The sequence below is a fragment of the Streptomyces thermolilacinus SPC6 genome (assembly GCF_000478605.2).
Taxonomy (GTDB): Bacteria; Actinomycetota; Actinomycetes; order Streptomycetales; family Streptomycetaceae; genus Streptomyces; species Streptomyces thermolilacinus.
The window spans coordinates 2,817,419-2,836,267 of sequence record NZ_ASHX02000001.1; the positions used below are offsets into that span (position 1 = coordinate 2,817,419).

General features: G+C 73.2%; 15 protein-coding genes, 1 tRNA gene and 1 pseudogene. 7 read left to right on the plus strand and 10 right to left on the minus strand.

The window, feature by feature from the left end; all coding sequences use genetic code 11:
• Positions 1–68: 68 nt before the first annotated feature.
• Both J116_RS11985 and J116_RS11990 read right to left on the minus strand, forming a co-directional pair.
• A complete protein-coding gene (locus tag J116_RS11985; protein WP_028963959.1) occupies positions 69–935 on the minus strand; it encodes a tyrosinase family protein in 867 nt (288 codons plus the stop codon).
• Complete coding sequence (locus tag J116_RS11990) at positions 919–1,443, minus strand: tyrosinase family oxidase copper chaperone (protein WP_023587316.1); 525 nt, start codon at positions 1,441–1,443, stop codon at positions 919–921. Before J116_RS11990 ends, J116_RS11985 begins: the two co-directional genes overlap by 17 nt.
• 194 nt (positions 1,444–1,637) lie before the next feature.
• Between J116_RS11990 and J116_RS11995 the strand changes: the two genes are divergently transcribed.
• Both J116_RS11995 and J116_RS12000 read left to right on the plus strand, forming a co-directional pair.
• Positions 1,638–2,141, plus strand: coding sequence for a DUF5949 family protein (locus tag J116_RS11995; protein ID WP_023587317.1), 504 nt, complete (start codon positions 1,638–1,640; stop codon positions 2,139–2,141).
• 22 nt (positions 2,142–2,163) lie between these two features.
• Positions 2,164–2,820 carry a vitamin K epoxide reductase family protein gene (locus tag J116_RS12000; protein ID WP_023587318.1) on the plus strand — a complete coding sequence of 219 codons (657 nt, stop codon included), beginning with the start codon at positions 2,164–2,166 and terminating at the stop codon, positions 2,818–2,820.
• A 133-nt stretch (positions 2,821–2,953) separates the two neighbouring features.
• Here J116_RS12000 and J116_RS12005 read toward each other — a convergent pair whose 3' ends face one another.
• On the minus strand, positions 2,954–3,577 hold the full coding sequence (locus J116_RS12005; protein ID WP_023587319.1) for a hypothetical protein: 624 nt from the start codon (positions 3,575–3,577) through the stop codon (positions 2,954–2,956).
• A gap of 390 nt (positions 3,578–3,967) precedes the next feature.
• A complete protein-coding gene (locus J116_RS12010) occupies positions 3,968–4,600 on the minus strand; it encodes a LysE family translocator (RefSeq protein ID WP_394331506.1) in 633 nt (210 codons plus the stop codon).
• Positions 4,601–4,741: 141 nt separating this feature from the next.
• Between J116_RS12010 and J116_RS12015 the strand changes: the two genes are divergently transcribed.
• Complete coding sequence (locus J116_RS12015; protein ID WP_028963961.1) at positions 4,742–6,082, plus strand: aminotransferase-like domain-containing protein; 1,341 nt, start codon at positions 4,742–4,744, stop codon at positions 6,080–6,082.
• Between the two features lie 14 nt (positions 6,083–6,096).
• On the opposite strand, the gene J116_RS12020 is transcribed toward J116_RS12015, so the two are convergent.
• Entirely contained in the window at positions 6,097–6,459 is a 363-nt protein-coding gene (locus J116_RS12020) for a winged helix-turn-helix transcriptional regulator (RefSeq protein WP_023587322.1), read from the minus strand.
• A 134-nt stretch (positions 6,460–6,593) separates the two neighbouring features.
• On the opposite strand from J116_RS12020, the gene J116_RS12025 reads away from it, so the two are divergent.
• Both J116_RS12025 and J116_RS12030 read left to right on the plus strand, forming a co-directional pair.
• Positions 6,594–7,460: an NAD(P)-dependent oxidoreductase gene (locus J116_RS12025; RefSeq protein ID WP_023587323.1), complete on the plus strand. Its 867-nt coding sequence runs from the start codon at positions 6,594–6,596 to the stop codon at positions 7,458–7,460.
• 43 nt (positions 7,461–7,503) lie between these two features.
• Positions 7,504–8,265: an alpha/beta fold hydrolase gene (locus J116_RS12030; RefSeq protein ID WP_028963963.1), complete on the plus strand. Its 762-nt coding sequence runs from the start codon at positions 7,504–7,506 to the stop codon at positions 8,263–8,265.
• A gap of 47 nt (positions 8,266–8,312) precedes the next feature.
• Here the strand turns inward: J116_RS12030 and J116_RS12035 are convergent, their stop codons facing one another.
• Complete coding sequence (locus J116_RS12035) at positions 8,313–9,143, minus strand: DUF4365 domain-containing protein (RefSeq protein ID WP_023587325.1); 831 nt, start codon at positions 9,141–9,143, stop codon at positions 8,313–8,315.
• Between the two features lie 546 nt (positions 9,144–9,689).
• Here J116_RS12035 and J116_RS12040 point away from each other — a divergent pair.
• The gene (locus J116_RS12040; RefSeq protein WP_023587326.1) at positions 9,690–9,881 is read left to right on the plus strand and encodes a hypothetical protein; all 192 of its coding nucleotides are present in this window, start codon (positions 9,690–9,692) and stop codon (positions 9,879–9,881) included.
• A gap of 39 nt (positions 9,882–9,920) precedes the next feature.
• Positions 9,921–10,137, plus strand: a pseudogene (locus J116_RS29430) (tyrosine-type recombinase/integrase); the annotation flags it as partial.
• Between the two features lie 45 nt (positions 10,138–10,182).
• Here J116_RS29430 and J116_RS12050 read toward each other — a convergent pair.
• The 4 genes from J116_RS12050 to topA form a co-directional block, all read right to left on the minus strand.
• Positions 10,183–10,256: transfer RNA gene (locus tag J116_RS12050), tRNA-Thr, on the minus strand.
• A gap of 327 nt (positions 10,257–10,583) precedes the next feature.
• Complete coding sequence (locus J116_RS12055) at positions 10,584–11,795, minus strand: DNA polymerase III subunit delta' (protein ID WP_023587328.1); 1,212 nt, start codon at positions 11,793–11,795, stop codon at positions 10,584–10,586.
• Between the two features lie 154 nt (positions 11,796–11,949).
• The gene (gene tmk, locus J116_RS12060; protein WP_023587329.1) at positions 11,950–15,126 is read right to left on the minus strand and encodes a dTMP kinase; all 3,177 of its coding nucleotides are present in this window, start codon (positions 15,124–15,126) and stop codon (positions 11,950–11,952) included.
• Positions 15,127–15,607: 481 nt separating this feature from the next.
• Positions 15,608–18,454: a type I DNA topoisomerase gene (gene topA, locus J116_RS12065; RefSeq protein ID WP_023587330.1), complete on the minus strand. Its 2,847-nt coding sequence runs from the start codon at positions 18,452–18,454 to the stop codon at positions 15,608–15,610.
• Positions 18,455–18,849 lie beyond the last annotated feature (395 nt).

Consider the following 18,849-nt stretch of genomic DNA (forward strand, 5'->3'; position numbering starts at 1 on the left):
TCTTGTGTACGGCCCCGCCACGCGCGCGTACCGCCCCGCTCCCCGTGCGGGCTCTCGCGGCAGCGCGGTCAGGCGTACCGGTACAGGCGGCTGTGGTCCTCCATCTGCGCCGGGGTCACGGTCCACGGCGGCATCGGCTCGTCGCGGGACACGACGCGCCCGAACTGCGCCGTGCCCGGCAGCGGCGGCGACGCGGGCTGGTAGTGGGCCCCCGGGTTGCGGCTCTGCCAGCGGGACCACACGGCGTCCACGAAGGCGTGGTGCAGCCAGAACACCGGGTCGTTGACCGACGCGGCGCCCAGCATGAGGCCGCCCACCCAGCGGTGCACCTTGTTGTGGTTGCGGAGCCGGGCACTGCCGGTGCCGCGCGTCCAGCCCTCCAGTCGGTTGCGGAAGCCGCCCTCGCTGGTGGAGTTCCAGGGCGACACGTCGTACGAGGTCTCCCCCGTCGCCCATGCCAGCTCGGCGCGGGTCGGCAGCTCGACCGGGTCCTTGGGGTGGCCGAAGTCTCGGGTAAGGAAGCGGTTCTCGGTGACGCCCACGGTGATCGGCCAGTTGCCCGTGCGGTACGCGAACGGGCCGGTCGTCACCTGGAGGTCGCCACGCCGCCCGTTGCCGCCCATGAAGTCCTCGCCCCACAGCGGCCCGACGGGGCTGTGGTCCCGTGTCCAGTCCCAGTACGGCACGGTCACCGTGCGGTCGATCTCCCGCAGGTCCCGCTCGAAGTCCAGCAGGTACTGCCGGTGCCACGGCAGGAACGACGGCGCCATGTGGGCGGTCCGCAGGCCCGTCTCACCGTCGGCGTTGTAGTACTTCACATGGGTGCGGACGTAGTCGTCGTACCGGCCGCTCCGCTTCAGCTCCAGCACGGCCGCGACGAACCTTCGCCGCTCCGCCTTCGTGAGGTCCCGCTGGTCCTTACGCGTGTACGCCACGGTGGCCCCCTTCTCGCCGCACAGCGGAGCCGTGCTCGACGCCGTGCGCCGCCAGCCGTGCACCGCCCAGCTCGTCGACGGCCGCGCGGGTGGCGGCGAGCGGCGTCGGATATGCCTCGTAGTGGTTGACCAGGGTCAGATAGCCGCCGTCGGCGCACCGCATCAGATGCAGCTCACGCCCGTCCACCAGCACCTCGAACCCGCCCGCAGACGACGCCTCGACCGGACGGCCCTGGATGCGTCGCCCCCGGTACATCTCGTCGAACGCGCCCTCTACGCGCGCGTGGGCGGCGCCGCCAGGAGCGGGATCGTGCCCTCCGCGCGCGTAGGAGCCGCCTTCGGGCGTGCGGGCTCCGCCGTCGGGCGGGGCGGCGGCCACCCGGGCGAGGGCGCCGCCGGTGAGGGCGGCGACGGCGGCCGTGAACAGCGTGCGCAGGACACCTCGGCGGACAAAGCCCCTGCGGCGGAGCCGGTCGGTGACGGATGGCTGCGTTCCGTTGGCGGTCATGACGTTCTCTCCCGTACGGGTCGTGCGGGCGGTGGACTCCCTCCCCCGCGGGCCCAACGACACGACCGGCGATCCGTTCCGGCGCGTGAGGCCGAATCCCGTACGCGTCAAGGTGAATCGAGCCGAACGGGTAGCACCCGAACGGGTGGAAAACCGCCGGGTAGGCCCCTTTCACACCATTAGGCTCCGACCCCATGACCTCTTCCACCGCCGTATTCGCGGACAGCCGGCGCTCCCCGCTGGGCACGCTCACCGTCATCCCCTGGTGCAGCGAGCCGACCGCCGACGACCCGGGCGAGCCGCTGCTGATGGTGTACTCGCTCGGCGACGGCCGGGACGGCCCGGAGGCCGGTCAGCTGGCGATGCGCGCACAGCTGGAGCAGCTGGGCCTGTCCATCGGCACCCTCCTCGTGGACTTGAGCAGCGACCGCCGTTTCGACGCCTCGCTGCTGGTGGAAGCAGAGCGGGCCGTCCTCTCGCTGCCGTTCATGCGCGCGCAGTGCCCCGTCCCGCCGGAGTGGCAGCACGCCGCACACACGAAGGGGCAGGTGTACCTGATCCTCGCGGTCCGTCCATGGCCGCAGGCCGTACCGGGCCGGGCGGTCCCGCCGGAGGAGCTGCGCGCCTTCGTGTCCGGCGAGGGGTTCCTGGAGGGCAGCGCCCACTGCCTGGTCCCCGTTCTGCGCGTGCGCACCTGACCCGAGAGGACCGCTCGAAGCCATGACGATGACCCGCGGCGCGCATGTGCGGCCCGCTCCCGCCCACGCCCGCCCCGCCGCGTCCCCGCCGTCGGACCGGGACCCGGTGGGCGGCGGCCGCGCCCTCGCCTGGCTGCTGGTGATGGCCGGCGCGGCGGGGGTGCTCGCGTCGTGGGTCATCACGCTGGACAAGTTCCGGCTTCTGGAGGACCCGGACTTCACGCCCGGGTGCAGCCTCAATCCGGTCGTGTCCTGCGGCAGCGTCATGCGGAGCGAGCAGGCGGGGGTGTTCGGGTTCCCCAACCCGATGCTGGGCCTCGTCGCGTACGGCATGGTGGTCGCCATCGGCGCCGGGCTGCTGTCGGGCGCCCGTCACCGGCGCTGGTTCTGGCTGGGCCTCAACGCCGGCACGCTGTTCGGCGTCGGGTTCTGCACCTGGCTGATGTGGCAGTCGCTGTACGAGATCAACGCGCTGTGCCTGTGGTGCTGCCTCGCCTGGACCGCGACGATCGTGATGTTCTGGCACGTCACCGCCGAGAACGCGCGGCACGGACGGCTGCCCGCCCCGGACGGCGTACGGCGTTTCCTCGACGAGCTGCCATGGGTTCCGCCTCTCCTTCACCTGGGGATCGTCGGCATGCTCGTGCTGACCCGCTGGTGGGATTTCTGGACCAGCTGACGACTCGTAGGGCGTGGTGCCGCCGGGCGCGCCTGCGGCGTGGCGTGGCTGGGCGGGCCGGAGCGGGCTTCTCGCGCCTGGCCGCCGAGTGGCGTGCTCGGCGGCCAGGCGCCGGGCGGCACCCCTCCAGCGGTCAGGCCGGTCGGCCGTCCAGGCGCGGTACGACCTCCGTACGGCGATCGTGGTCCGCCCACCACTGTCCCGGCCCCCTGCGGCGGGACGGCCCCGCGGAACGGGTGCCGCCGGGCGCCGCCGGACGCAGGACGCCGTCAGTGACCGCTTCCCCGCCGCGGACCGCGTCACGCGTGTCGTACGGGTCCCACCGCGGCGGGTGGAACGGCGCGGTGCTGGTCTCGCTCTCCGCCACGACGAGCTTGAACCAGTCGCGGGCCTCGGCGCCCGGCACCTCGGCGCGGACGCGTGGCAGTGACAGCTCGGCCGGCTCACCGGCGAAGACATGGCCGGTGTGGCGAGCCCCGACGAAGTCGCCCGGGTACAGCTTGGTGTGAACGGCGTCGGCGCCGTACCGCGGCAGGTGCGGTGTCGGAGGGCGGACGGCGCCGCCCAGGACCGGGGTGCCAGCGTTGCCGCCCGGCTCATGCGGGGCGAGGACCGGGTGCTGGAACCGCTGGTCGCCTTGCACGTGCGCGTGGGCGGCGGCCGGCACCTCCTGGTGCGGGGCGCCCGGCGGTGCGGTGCGCAGGGCGTTCAGCAGGGCGTGGGCGAAGACCCGTGGGTGCGGACGCTGTAGTCCCATTCGTAGGTGCGCTGATTCAGTCGCCAGGGGGCGAGCAGCACGTGCCGTCGGCCGGTGGCGGGGGCGGTGGTGTCGCGGGCGGCGCCGGGGGGGGCGGGGGCGCGTGTTCGGGGAGGGTGCTCAACTCGGGCGGCGGGGGCGCGTACCGGGCGACGGCGTGGGGGCCGGCCAAAGGGTCGAGGGTGGCACCTCCGGAGAAGCAGCAGCCGTTCTCCGGGACGTCCCAGGGCTTTCTCCGGGGCTTCCCGGGGCTGCCTTCGAGGCGGGTGCCGGGCAGACTGTCCGGGGAGGCGTCCGGCCCGAGGCCTGAGCCCACGCGGTGTCCGTCGGCGGGTTGTCCACAGGCCGCCCGCGTGGTCCGGGGATCGGCCACAATCGCCTCATCCGGTCTCAGTGGGCGGCGGCGCGGGGTGTGGAGGTGTCGGCGGCCAAGCCGACGGCCAGGGCTCCGAGGACGGCGCCCATGGCGTACCGCTGGATCCGCAGCCAGGCGGGACGGCGGGCGAGGAAGACGGCGATGGCCCCGGCGGCGACGACGATCGTCAGGTTCACGCCGACGCTGACGACGATCTGCACGGCGCCGAGGAGAAGCCCTTGGACGAGCACGTGACCCTCCTCGACATCGATGAACTGGGGGATGAGGGACAGATACATGATGGCGATCTTGGGGTTGAGCAGGCTGGTCATCAGCCCCATGGTGAACAGCCGGCGCGGTGAGTCCGGCGGCACCTCCTGCGGCGCGAAGACGGAGACCCCGCCGGGCCGCAGCGCGCACCAGGCGAGCCAGCCGAGGTAGGCGGCACCGGCCAGCTTCACGGCGAGGTAGAGCTGCGGCACGGCGACGAACAGGACGGACAGGCCGAGGTTCGTGGCCACCAGATAGACGAGGAAACCTACGGCGACGCCGCCCAGCGAGACCACCCCGGCCCGGCGGCCCTGGGTGAGCGAACGGGAGACGAGGTAGAGCATGTTCGGTCCCGGTGTGAGCACCATGCCCAGCCCGATCACGAAAACGCCCAGCATGGCGCTGCTGTCCACCACGGTTCTGCCCCCTCACATACCTTCCAGCACCGAGAGTTCGAGCATATTGACTGCGAATAACTCATAGCAATGGAAACATTGCACTCGGTGCAATATGGCGCATGGATGAAAGGGCGGGGCAAGGTGAGGGATTACCAGAGGGTGGCGGACGCGGTCGCGGCGGACATCGCGGCCGGGCGGCTCAGGCCGGGCGACCGGCTGCCGCCGCAGCGGCGGTTCGCCCGTGACCGGGGCATCGCCGCGTCCACGGCGGCCAGGGTGTACCAGGAACTCGCCCGCAGGGGCCTGACGGTCGGTGAGGTCGGGCGGGGCACGTTCGTGCGGGCCGTGGAGGGCCGCCCGGCCGGTCCCGCCCTGAGCGCTCCGCCGCAGCAGCGGATCAACCTCGAACTGAACTACCCGGTCGTTCCCGAGCAGGCCGCGCTGCTGTCCGACGCCTTGGGCGGTCTGCTGCGCCCCGACGCGCTGGACGCGGCGCTGCGGCCGGTCGGCGCGACCGGCACCCCCGAGGCGCGTACGGCAGCCGTCCGCCTGCTGGCCCGCGCCGACTGGCGCCCCTGCCCGGACCGGCTGCTGTTCACCGGCAACGGCCGCCAGGCGATCTCGGCCGCTGTCGCCGCGCTGGTCCCGCCGGGCGGGCGGCTGGGCGCGGAGGAGCTGACGTACCCGGTCCTGAAGTCGATCGCGGGCCGTCTCGGCGTGACCGTCGTCCCGCTCGCCATGGACGAGGAGGGTGTACGGCCGGATGCCCTCGCCGCCGCTCACCGCACCGCCCCGCTGCACGCCGTCTACGTACAGCCGACGCTCCACAACCCCCTGTCGCTCACCATGCCTCCCGCCCGCCGCGCCGAACTGGCCGCCGCCGTGCGGCAGCTGGACGTGCCGGTGATCGAGGACACGATCTGGGCGTTCCTGTCGGACGGTCTGCCGCCGCTCGCCGCGCTGGCCCCGGAGCGGACGGTGGTCGTGGACAGCGTGTCCAAGCGCCTCGCCCCGGGCCTTACCGTGGGTTTCGCCGTCGTACCCGAGGCCCTGGCGCCGTCTGTCGAGGCGGCGGTCCGCTCCGGCGGCTGGCTCCCGTCGGGTTTCGCCCTGGAGGCGGCGACCCGCTGGGAGGCGTCCGGCACGGTCGAGGCCCTCGTCCGGGCGAAGCGCCAGGAGGTCGAGCACCGCCAGGACCTGGTGGCACGGCACTTGTCGGGCTTCGCCGTGCGCACCGACCCGCACTCCTGCTTCTGCTGGTGGGAGCTGCCCCCGGAGTGGCGGGCCGACCTGTTCGTGGCGGCGGCCTCTCGTCAGGGCATCGCGGTGACTCCGGCGTCGGCGTTCACGGCGGACCCGCACCGGGCGCCCAACGCCGTACGTCTGGGTCTGGCCTCACCCGACCGGGAAACGCTCGCGGGCGCGCTGCGGATCCTGGCGGCCGTGGCCGCCTCGCCGCCGGGCGCCGAGATACCGGCCTGACGGCGCGGGGAGCCTCACGCGACGGTGACGGTGACCCTGTCGGCCCCGATCCGCCGCATGCGCTCGGTACCCCACTCGCCCAGCGCCTCGAGGGCGGCGTTGAGGGAGACGCCGTGCTCGGTCAGCGAGTACTCGACCTTGGGCGGAACCTGGCGGTACACCTCGCGGTGGACGAGCCCGTCCTCCTCCATCTCCCGCAGATGCTGGATCAGCATCTTCTCGCTGACGCCGGGCAGTCCCCGCCGCAGCTCGGCGAACCGGCGGGTGCCGTGGTGGTGCAGCTCCCACAGGATGAGCGACTTCCATTTCCCGGCGACGACATCCATCGCCGCGTCGATCCCGCAGAAGTAGGGCCCGCGTCGCGCCGATCCGGCCATGCACGCCTCCAAAGCCAACTCCACAGGGGGTACTTACCTCCAGGTGAGTACCCCACTAATTAGTCCGTACTGGTCAACTGTAAGGGCAGCGGAGAGGATCGAATCGAAGGACGAACCGAAAGGGGATCAGAGAAATGACGGCGAACAGCGGCATTCAGGTGAGCGTTCTCGGCCTCGGAGCGATGGGCACCGCTCTGGCGGAAGCCCTGGTGAAAGCCGGCCACGAGACGACGGTGTGGAACCGCACCCCGGGCAAGGCGGACGGCATCGTCGCACGTGGGGCGACCGAGGCCGCCACGGCGGGTGACGCGGTACGGGCCGCCCCGCTGGTGATCGCCTGCCTGCTGGACCACGCGTCGGTCCACGAGGTGCTCGACCCGCTCACCGCCGACCTGGCCGGGCGCACGCTGGTCAACGTGACCACGACGTCTCCGGCCCAGTCCCGGGAGCTGGCCGCGTGGGCCGCCGCCGCCGGCGTCGCCTACCTGGACGGCGGCATCATGGCGGTACCACAGATGATCGGGCAGCCGGGCTCGTCGATCCTGTACAGCGGGTCGGCCGAGGTGTTCCAGCAGTACAAGTCGCTGCTCGACCTGTGGGGTGTCAGCACGTACTTCGGCGAGGACGCGGGGCTGGCGTCCCTGTACGACCTGGCGCTGCTCGCCGGGATGTACGTCATGTTCGCCGGGTTCATGCACGGCGCCGCGATGGTCGCCCCGGCCGGTGTGACGGCACGCCAGTTCGCCGGTACGGCCGCGCCGTGGCTGAGCGCCATGACGGGCATGCTCGACCAGTACGCCACGGTCATCGACGGCGGCGACTACACGGTCGAGGGGCAGCAGAGCCTCGAGTTCTCCAGCCTGGACGACATCCTGGCGGCCAGCTCCGAGCAGGGCATCAGCACCGACGTGGTGGCCGCGGTGCAGGGGCTGATCCAGCGACAGATCGACGCGGGTCACGGGAAGGAGGGGTTCGCCCGGATCATCGAAAGCCTCCGCTGAAACCGGTAACACCCCCTGCGTCACCCCCGGTACCGTCACCCGAATGACTCTTGCTTACGACGCCACAGGCACCGGCCCGACCGTGGTGCTGCTCCACTCCGGGGTGTGCGACCGGCGCATGTGGGACCCGCAGGTCCCGGCCCTGGCCGACGCCGGTTACCGGGTGGTGCGGGGCGACTTCCGGGGGTACGGCGGGACGCCGGTGGCGGACCGTCCGTACAGTGACGCGGCCGACGTGGCGGAGCTCCTGGAGTACCTGGGCGTCGAACGGGCGGCGGTCGTCGCCTCCTCGTACGGCGGCGAGGTCGCCCTCGAACTGGCGGCGACCCGTCCGGACTCCGTCACGGCACTGGCCCTCCTCTGTTCGGCCATGCCCGGGCACACCCCAAGCGCGGAACTGCGCGCCTTCGCCGAGCGCGAGGGGGCCCTGTTCAAGGCGGACGACCTCGAGGGCGCGGTGGAGCTGAACGTACGCACCTGGGTCGGGCCCGAAGCCGCCGACCAAGCCCGGTCCCAGGTCCGCCGCATGCAGCGGCAGGCGTTCGAGTTGCAGTGGACGGCCGAGCACTCCTCCACACCGTGCGCCGAGCTGGACCTCGGCCGCATCACGGCCCCCACCCTGACCGTCTCGGGCGCCCACGACCTCCCCGACTTCCACCAGATCGCCGCGACCCTCGCCACCCGGCTCCCCGCCGCCCACCACATGGAACTCCCCTGGGCCGGCCACCTCCCCTCCCTGGAACGCCCCACGGAAACCACGGCCCTGCTCATCCGTTTCCTCCAGCAGACGTCCACCGGCACCTGAGGCCCGCCCTCCCCGGGGCCCCTCACCAGGAGCGACGGGCGGGCCGCTCATCCCGCCTCCACACCCCTCCTCGCCCACTCCGTGGCGGAGAAGCAGGAGGCGAGCCACAGGGCCTCCGGCATGTTGAGGATGACTCCGCTGACGTACGGGAAGGGAAGGCCCCGCCGGACCTCCTCCGGATAGTCGCGGCCGAACTCGACTCCCAGCGACGGGCTGCCGGGGATGACCAGCCGGTCCGGAGTGATCCGGACCGGGTGCCAGTCGAGGTCGCTGTGGAGGAGGGTCGCGTGGTCCTCCCCGGGACGCTGCCAGAAGATCAGCTGTTCCTCGTACTCGTTGACCCAGTGCAGGACATGATCCGATGAGCCGAAGGTGACCCCCGCCATCTCACCGAGGTGCGCCAGAACGGCGTTCCGGCCCCGGTACCCGCCCACATACGCGCGGGCGGCGTCCACGAAGGACCCCACGGTCGTGTCGTCGAGCACCGCCGTGGCAGGCACCCTGACGGTACGCGGCGGTCGGCCCTTCCGGGCCCCGCGACGGAGCTGCTCGGTGGCGTTCGCCCAGCACAGCCGCCCCTCGTCCGGGTCGAAGACGACACAGAAGACCGGCACGTTCCCGTTCGCCCAGGTCTCGCCGTGCTGCCGGACCGGCACGGCGTACCCGTAAGCCCGCCGCCACGAGGCACCGCCCTTCACCTGGACCTTGATGACGTCGTTGGTCACACGGCCCGCGTCGGCGAAGGTGACGAACAGGTCCTCGCCGTAGTCGTTCTGCCCGGAGATCTCCTCGACCACATGGTCATGGCTCTGGAGCAGCGTGCGCAGGGCGTTCACGGCCGCCTGCTCCATCCGCCGCCCGCTGGGAATCGTCGTCATGCCCTCCCCTTCACCACCCGACGCCTGCGCCCCTACCGTGCCATCCCCCTCTGACACCCAGCCATCACCGTGCCCAGGCCGTGAAGACCACGCCCGCTGCCGCGCCGCCGCAGAACCGCCAACCGCATCAGCCGTACCCCTCGGGGCGGCAGGGAGGGGACGCACGAGAAGGAGAAGGACTGGTCGGTCGGGGCCACCAACCGACTGTGTGCCGCTTCCCCGTCCGGGACCTGCCGCAGTGCGGCGGACTCGGCTTCGCCCTCGCCCACACCCGCAAGGGCAAGCAAGCCCAAGCGGGGCGAGTACCGCCGCCGCTGCGACGGCCACGGCATCCGCGTCGGCCGCCGCCTCTACAACCTGCGGGCCGCACCCACCGCGACGGCACCCGCCCGTGAACGACGACCGGCGGCCGCCCGGCATGAGGCGGACCCCTCGTCCAGCTGACGACAGGCTGGCGCGGCCGCCGGTCCCACTCGAAACCACGCCCAGAGGCGCGATCCATCCCGCACCCTACCGTCGCACCAACTGCCCCTCCGGAGGCATCCGATGGCCGTGACCATCACCCTCGTCGGCCTGCTCGGACTGGTCCCTTCTTCCTCCTGCGCTCCAGGGCCTCGGAGCTACGGCTCGGCGTTCATCGCCGTGATGTTCGGCTTCTTCCTCGCCTCCACCGCGGCCTCCGGCCCCAACAACGAGCAGACCGCCGTCAGCGACCTGAACGCGGGAGCCGAGTCGTGAAGGAAGCCCGGGCCGCTACGGGTGAGCTGTGGCAGGAGCACGATCCTGAACGAGCTGGGGGTGGACATGCCGACCATCATGGAGATCCTCCGGCACACGCAGATCAGCCAGACCGTGCGCTATGTGAAGGGCGGGTCCACCCTGTTGAGGGACGCGATGCGGCGCGGCGGGGGCGCCTTCCTGTCGCCGCAGAAGGGACCGCCTGAGACCAGGGACAGCGGCATCCGGCGCGCGACGGCGGCGCCGCGTGATGTGAACGAGAAAGCCCAGGTCAGACGGATCTGACCTGGGCTTTCAGCTGAGCCGCCTTCGGGATTCGAACCCGAGACCTACGCATTACGAGTGCGTTGCTCTGGCCAACTGAGCTAAGGCGGCACACCGCGCGCTCCCCCTGGGGGGTGCAGCAGCGAGGACAAGTCTACACAGGTGAAGAGGGTGCTCTTGCACGCCTTCTGGGGGCAGCGTTTGGAGGGGGCGTGGTGCCCCGAGAAGGATCGCCGGGGCCACGCCGCTGCGGCGTGGGTTTGTGCTCGGTGCTATGGAGGGTCCCGGGGAGAGCCGGGCGGCTATGGCGCCTCCGTACAGCCGCATGCACGGCGGGACGCGCCCGGGCCGCCGCGCGGGTCGGGTGAAGCGCTGTGCGCGGTCGCCGCGGGGTCGCGGGCTGCTCGTACGGGCCTCTGCGGCGCCGTGGCCGTGTGGTCAGCCGGCGCGGAGGGCCATGGTCATGGCTTCAACGGCCAGCAGCGGCGCCACGTTCCGGTCCAGGGCCTCGCGGCAGGCGAGGACGGCCTCTATGCGGCGCAGGGTCGCCTCGGGTGTGCTCTCGCGGGCGACGCGGTCGAGGGCGTCGTGGACGTCCTCGTTGGCGATCGCCGTGCGCGTGCCGAGCTGGAGGGCGAGGACGTCGCGGTAGAAGCCGGTCAGGTCGCTGAGGGCCAGGTCCAGGCTGTCGCGCTGCGTGCGCGTCCTGCGGCGCTTCTGCTTGTCCTCCAGCTCCTTCATCGCCCCGGCCGTGCCACGGGGCATCCGGCCGCCCTGCGCGGCGCCGAGGGCGGCCTTCAGGTCCTCGGTCTCCTTGACGTCCGTCTCCTCGGCGCGCTGCTTGGCGTCCTCCCCCGCGGCGTCGATCAGCTCCTGCGCCGCCTTGAGGCAGCCGCCCACGTCCTGCACGCGCAGGGGCAACTTGAGGACGGCGGCTCGGCGGGCGCGGGCGCGCTCGTCGGTGGCGAGGCGGCGGGCGCGGTCGATGTGGCCCTGCGTGGCGCGGGCGGCGGCGGCCGCCGTCTCGGGGTCGATGCCGTCGCGTCGTACGAGCACGTCGGCGACGGCCTCCACCGGGGGCGTGCGCAGGGTGAGGTGGCGGCAGCGGGAGCGGATCGTCGGCAGCACGTCCTCCAGCGAGGGCGCGCACAGCAGCCAGACCGTGCGGGGTGCGGGCTCCTCGACGGCCTTCAGCAGGACGTTCCCCGCGCCCTCGGTGAGTCGGTCGGCGTCCTCCAGGACGATGACCTGCCAGCGGCCGACGGCCGGGGAGAGCTGCGCGCGGCGGACGAGCTCCCGGGTCTCCTTGACGCCGATGGACAGCAAATCCGTGCGGATGACCTCGACGTCGGCGTGCGTGCCGATCATGGCCGTGTGGCAGCCGTCACAGAAGCCGCAGCCGGGCTCCCCGCCCAGCGCGCGGTCCGGGCTGACGCACTGGAGGGCGGCGGCGAAGCAGCGGGCGGCCGTGTCGCGGCCGGCGCCGGGCGGGCCGGTGAACAACCAGGCGTGCGTCATCTTCGACTTCGACGCGTCGGGCGGGGCCACGCCCTGCGCGTCGGCCGTGACGAGCGCGTCGGCGTCCCGCGCGGCGGCGGCCAGCTGCGCCTGCACACGGTCCTGGCCCACCAGGTCATCCCATACGGGCACGGGTCACCACCTTCTCCTCACGCCGCGGCCTCTCCGCCGACGCCACCCATTGTGACGGAGCCCTCTGACAACGCCCGCCGCCAGAACCAGGCCGGGCCGTGCCCCGGCAGCGGGGCACGGCCCGAAGGCTCGGCTGCGGGGCACCGCCCGCGTCTCAGCGGCGGCGGCCGCGCCTGCCGCCGTCCTCGTCCTCGTCCCGCTCGTCATGGCCGCCGAGCAGTTCGTCGGCCAGGGACGGCAGGTCGTCGAGCGGGGTCTCCTCGGCCCAGTCGGGGCGTTCCCGCCGCGGCCTGCCGCTCTCGTCCACCTGGGGCAGCTCGCGCGTCCGCTCGTTCGCGCCGGGCGGCTCGGCGGCGGCGCCCGGCCGGACCTCGTCGCGGAAGAAGCCGGGCGGTACGCGGTCGTCGGGCCGCTCGTCCCGTACGGGCGGGAGCACCGCCGTCTCGGCGACATCCGGGGCGGGGTCGTCCTTGCGCATGCTGATGCGCTGGGTCTCCTCCTCCGGCCGGGCCGAGGGCGCGGGCTCGGGCTTGCGCATGTCGATGCGCTGCGTCTCGTCGTCGCCCCGCGCGGCGTCCGCCCGCGGCGGATCGTCCTCGCGCATGTCGATGCGGGGCGCGGGCAGCGGCTGCGTGATCTCCTCGGGCCGTACGACCGGGTTCGGCACCGTCACGTCGTGCGGCGACACGGACGCCGCCCTGGCCGCTGCCGCAGCCGCGGCCGCCGAGGCGGCCGCCTCGGCCTCGGCCGCCGCCTGGCGGCGGGCCTCCTCCGCGCGCAGCAGGGCCTCCTCGGCCTTGCGCTGCTTCTCCCTGCGCCGCTCCTCGGCCTCGGCACGGAGCCGGGCCTCCTCCTCGGCGCGCCGGCGCAGCCGCTCCTGCTCCTCGCGGCGGGCCTTCTCCTCGGCCTCGCGCCGCCTGCGCTCCTCTTCGGCGAGCCGCCGCGCCTCGGCCGCCCGCTGGCGGGCCTCCTCGGCCTGCCGCTCCGCCTCGCGGCGGCGGGCTTCCTCCTCCTCGCGGCGCTTGCGCTCCTCCTCCTCGGCGCGCAGCCGGGCCAGCTGCTCCTGGCGCTCCCGCTCCAGCCGCTCGGCCTCGGCCTTGCGCCGGGCCTCCTCCTCGGCCTTGCGGCGGGCCTCCTCCTCGGCGGCCCTCCGCGCCTCCTCCAGCGCCTTCACCTCGGCGTCGGACAGCGGCAGCATCTGGTCGAGGCGGTGGCGTACGACGGTGGTGACGGCCTCCGGCTCCTGCCCGGCGTCCACGACCAGGTACCGCGCGGGGTCGGCGGCCGCGAGGGCGAGGAAACCGGCCCGTACGCGCGCGTGGAACTCGGCCGGCTCCGACTCCAGCCGGTCCGGCGCCTCCGTGAACCGCTCGCGCGCCGTCTCCGGCGACACGTCCAGCAGCACGGTCAGGTGCGGTACGAGCCCGCCGGTCGCCCAGCGGGAGATGCGGGCGACCTCCGTCGGGGACAGGTCACGGCCGGCGCCCTGGTAGGCGACGGACGAGTCGATGTACCGGTCGGAGATGACGACGGCGCCGCGCTCCAGGGCGGGGCGGACCAGCGAGTCGACGTGTTCGGCGCGGTCGGCGGCGTACAGCAGGGCCTCCGCGCGGTTGGAGAGCCCGGCGGACGACACGTCGAGGAGGATCGAGCGGAGCCGCTTGCCAATGGGCGTGGCGCCCGGCTCCCGGGTGACGACCACCTCGTGGCCCTTGGCGCGGATCCACTCGGCGAGCGCGGTGACCTGCGTGGACTTACCGGCGCCGTCGCCGCCCTCCAGGGCGATGAAGAAACCGGTCGGGGCCGGGGCCTGTGCCGGGTCGGCGCCGCGCAGCGCGTCGCGCAGATCGCGGCAGAGCGGTACGCCCGACCGGTCGTCGGTCTTGGCGAGGACGAGCGCGGCGACGGGCAGCAGCAGCGCGCCGACCAGCATCAGTGTGAACGCGGCGCCGCCGTGCGCGAACACGGCGTCCCCGACGGCGAGGCGGTGCGGGCCGATGGCGGCGGCGAACAGCGGGGCGGCGAGCGCGCCGAGCGCTATGGCGACCCGTACGACGGCCTGGAGGTGCTCGGTGAGGCGGGGCCTGCGGAACTCCTCGGTCTCCTGGTCGATCAGCGTGTGCCCGACGTTCGCGGCGACACCGGCGGACAGCCCGGCCGCGAGCGCCAGGAGCAGGACGGTCGCCGTGTCCGGCACGAGGCCCGTCACGAGCAGCAGCACCCCGGTGAGGGCCGTCGCGAGCGCGAGCAGGCGGCGCCGGGACAGGGCGGGCAGCACGGCGCGCGCGGCGCGGATGCCGAGGGCCGTACCGCCGGTCAGGCCGAGGACGAGCAGCGCGTACGTGACGGGGCCGCCACGCAGCTCCGACGCGTGCAGCACGGCGACGGCAGCGGCGGCCGCGACCGCTCCGGCGACGGCGGCGCAGGCGAGGACGAGCAGCGGTATGGCGCCGGTGCGGCCCTTCTCCGGGCCCGTACCGGTGGACGGGCGGCGCAGGCCCTCCAGCGGGGAGCGGGGGCGGGGCGTCTGCGTGTCGGGGAGCTGAAGGAAGTACAGGATCGACAGGGACCCGGCGAACAGCCCGGCCGCCACGTACGAGCCGAGCGCCGCCTCGTGCTCGCCGAACCAGTCCACGCCGAGCGCCAGCAGCTTGCCGACGAGGGCGGTGACGAACAGGGCGGCGGCGGCCAGCGGCACGGCGGCGAAACCGGTTCGCAGCGAGAGGCGGCGCAGGGCGCCCAGGTGGTCGGGCAGCGGCCGTACGGCGGCGCCCTCCAGCGGAGGGGCGGGCAGCAGGGCGGGGGCGGCGCTCTCCTCGGCGATCGTCCAGAACCGCTCGGCGGCGCCGGTCAGGAAGACCGTGACGAGGAGCAGCAGGACGGCCTGCGGTGGCGTCCACACGATCCACAGCGGGGCGACGACCAGCAGCGCGATCCGCACACCATCAGCGGCGATCAAGGTCCAGCGGCGGTCGAGGGGGCCCGACGAGGCGACGAGGCCGCTCACCGGGCCGAGCAGCACGGCGCCGAGCAGGAGCGTGGACAGCGCGCGCACGCCGAGGACGGCGGCGACCGCGAAGGCCGCGCCGCGCACCCCGCCGCCGAGCGTCTCCGCCGCGACGGTCGCCCGCACGGTCAGGAGGATCAGGACGAGCAGGGCGAGCGCGTCGGCCACGCCACCGAGGAGCGAGGCGCTCCACAGCCTGCGAAGCGGCGCGTTGCGCAGCAGCGCCCGTACGGCGCGCTCGCGGGAGTCCGCGGCGAGTGCGGCGTCGGAGACTTCGGGGTCTGAGGTGGGGCCCAGGGCCGTTGGCTGCTCGGCTCGCGTCATCCCCTCAGCCTATCCGCCCGGGCTGACACTCATACGTCCCGACCGAACGCGTGAGCGCATCCGGGGCCGTACGCTTCCGTGCCCACCCGCCACGCGCTGCGACAACGGGCGGCGCGGGACGGTGAGGGCCGTCACACACCGGGGCCGGGGCCCCGGGCGTGTCCGCCGAACGGGTTCACCGGTCCGGCCCGACCGTCGAACACGGCGGCCGACGGTCGAGCACGGCAGGCGGACACAGCGGGCGGGCACAGCGGGCAGGCACTGCAACGGCGCACAGCGGGAGCGCACAGCGGGCCCGCACAGCAATCGAGCACAGCGGGCGGGCACAGCGGCCGAGCCGCCCGGGCGTACGCGCGGGACGACTCCGTCGGACCCGCCCGGCGGACACGCGCCCAGCAGGCCGAACCACAGACGCGCGGCGCACCGCGTCACCAGGGAAACCCGCCGGGCGGCGCGCCCGTCCGCCCCGGCGGGCCTCCCCCTACTCGTCGGAGGAGGCCGACGTCGCCTTCTTCGCCGTCGCCTTCTTGGCGGCCGACTTGGCCGTCGTCGTCTTCGCCGCGGTCTTCTTGGCCGCCGTCGTCTTCGACGCGGTGGTCTTCTTCGCCGCGGTCTTCTTGGCGGCCGTCTTCTTCGCGGGCGCCTTCTTGGCGGTCTTCTTCGCCGGGGCCTTCGCCCGCTTCTCGGCGAGCAGCTCGAAGCCGCGCTCCGGCGTGATGGTCTCCACGCTGTCGCCGCTGCGCAGCGTCGCGTTCGTCTCGCCGTCCGTCACGTACGGGCCGAAACGGCCGTCCTTGACGACGACGGGGCGCTCGCTCACCGGGTCGTTGCCCAGCTCCTTCAGCGGCGGCTTGGCGGCCGCGCGCCCGCGCTGCTTCGGCTGGGCGTAGATCGCGAGGGCCTCCTCCAGCGTGATCGTGAAGAGCTGCTCCTCGCTCTCCAGCGACCGCGAGTCGGTGCCCTTCTTCAAATACGGGCCGTAGCGGCCGTTCTGCGCGGTGATCTCGACGCCCTCGGGGTCCTTGCCGACGACGCGCGGCAGCGACATCAGCTTGAGCGCGTCCTCCAGGGTCACCGTGTCGACGGACATCGACTTGAAGAGGGAGGCCGTGCGCGGCTTCACCGCGTTCTTGCCGGTCTTCGGGGTGCCCTCGGGGAGGATCTCCGTGACGTACGGGCCGTAGCGGCCGTCCTTGGCGACGATCGTGTGACCGGTCGCCGGGTCGGTGCCCAGCTCGAAGTCACCGCTCGGCTTGGCGAGCAGCTCCTCCGCGTACTCCACGGTCAGCTCGTCGGGCGCCAGGTCGGCGGGGACGTCCGCGCGCTGGTGGCCCTCCTCGTCCTTCACGCCGCGCTCGACGTACGGGCCGTAGCGGCCGACGCGCAGCACGATGCCGTCGCCGACGGGGAAGGAGGAGATCTCCCGGGCGTCGATCGCGCCCAGGTCCGTGACCAGCTCCTTCAGGCCGCCGAGGTGGTCGCCGTCGCCGTTGCCCGCGTCGGCGGCGCCCGCTCCGGAACCGGCGCCCGTGCCCTCGCCGAAGTAGAACCGCTTCAGCCACGGCACGGCCTGGGCCTCGCCGCGCGCGATGCGGTCGAGGTCGTCCTCCATCTTCGCGGTGAAGTCGTAGTCGACGAGCCGGCCGAAGTGCTTCTCCAGCAGGTTGACGACGGCGAAGGAGAGGAACGACGGGACGAGCGCCGTGCCCTTCTTGAAGACGTAGCCGCGCTCCAGGATCGTGCCGAGGATCGACGCGTACGTCGACGGGCGGCCGATCTCGCGCTCTTCCAGCTCCTTGACCAGCGACGCCTCGGTGTAGCGGGCGGGCGGCTTGGTGGCGTGGCCGTCCGCCGTGATCTCCTCGGCGGTCAGCGGGTCGCCCTCCGCGACCTGCGGGAGGCGGCGCTCGCGGTCGTCCAGTTCGGCGTTCGGGTCGTCGGCCCCCTCCACGTACGCCTTCATGAAGCCGTGGAAGGTGATCGTCTTGCCGGAGGCGGTGAACTCGGCGTCCCGGCCGTCGGCGGCCCTGCCGCCGATCCTGACGGTGACGGAGTTGCCGACGGCGTCCTTCATCTGGGAGGCGACGGTCCGCTTCCAGATCAGCTCGTACAGCCGGAACTGGTCGCCGGTGAGGCCGGTCTCGGCGGGCGTGCGGAAGCGGTCGCCGGAGGGGCGGATCGCCTCGTGCGCCTCCTGCGCGTTCTTGACCTTCCCGGCGTACGTGCGCGGCGCGTCCGGCAGGTAGTCGGCGCCGTACAGCTGCGTGACCTGCGCGCGGGCGGCGGCGACGGCCGTGTCGGACAGCGTCGTGGAGTCCGTACGCATGTAGGTGATGAAGCCGTTCTCGTACAGCTTCTGCGCGATCTGCATCGTCGCCTTCGCGCCGAAGCCGAGCTTGCGGCTCGCCTCCTGCTGGAGGGTCGTGGTGCGGAACGGCGCGTACGGGGAGCGGCGGTACGGCTTGGACTCGACCGAGCGGACAGCGAACCGCGTGTCGGCGAGCGCGGCGGCCAGGGCGCGGGCGTTCGCCTCGTCCAGGTGGAGGACCTGCTCGCTCTTGAGGCGGCCGTCCTGGCCGAAGTCGCGGCCCTGGGCGACGCGGCGGCCGTCCACGGACGCCAGGCGCGCCGTCAGGGTCGAGGGGTCGGACGGGTCACCGGCGCGGCCGGTGCCGAAGGTGCCGGTGAGGTCCCAGTACTCGGCGGAGCGGAACGCGATGCGCTCACGCTCGCGCTCGACGACGAGCCGGGTGGCGACGGACTGCACACGGCCGGCCGACAGCCGGGGCATGACCTTCTTCCACAGGACCGGCGAGACCTCGTAGCCGTACAGCCGGTCCAGGATGCGGCGGGTCTCCTGGGCGTCGACCATCCGCTTGTTCAGCTCGCGCGGATTGGCGACGGCCTGCTGGATCGCGTCCTTGGTGATCTCGTGGAAGACCATCCGGTGGACGGGGACCTTGGGCTTGAGGACCTCCAGGAGGTGCCAGGCGATGGCCTCGCCCTCGCGGTCCTCATCGGTGGCCAGGTAGAGCTCGTCCGACTCGGCGAGCTGCTCCTTCAACTTCCTGACCTGGGCTTTTTTGTCGGCGTTGACGACGTAGATCGGCTGGAAGTCGTGTTCGACGTCCACGCCGAGGCGGCGCACCTCGCCGGTGTACTTCTCGGGCACCTCCGCGGCGCCGTTCGGGAGGTCGCGGATGTGCCCGACGCTCGCCTCGACGACGTAGCCGGGGCCGAGGTAGCCCTTGATCGTCTTCGCCTTGGCAGGCGACTCGACGATGACGAGTCGGCGGCCGCCCTGTGCGGTCTCGCGTGTCGGGGACAACTCTTCGCTCTTCTCTCCGGTCGGCGCTCGGTGCGTGTGCGGCGCGGCGCGGCCCCGTATGGGGCGCGTCCCGGGCACTGCGGGCACTGCGCCACGGCTGTGACGCTGCTGTCGCTGCGGAGTGTGACGGTACAACCCGCCCCCGTGTCAAACGGCGAAAGCCCGCAACGGCCACTCGAACGGTAACCCGACTTCTGGCATTCCTGCCGCCCGGACTCCCCTCATGGCGCGGAGGGCCCCGTTCCGGGTGTGGGCGTTCACCGTCGTGCGGGGCGCGCCGTCGGGCGCCGCCCCGGGCGCCCGTTCCGGCCCGGTTCCTGCCTGGTTAGGGCTGCTCAGGGCGTACGTCCCCGGTCGGGACGACCCCGCGCGCTCCGGGCATCGGAGTGGACTGC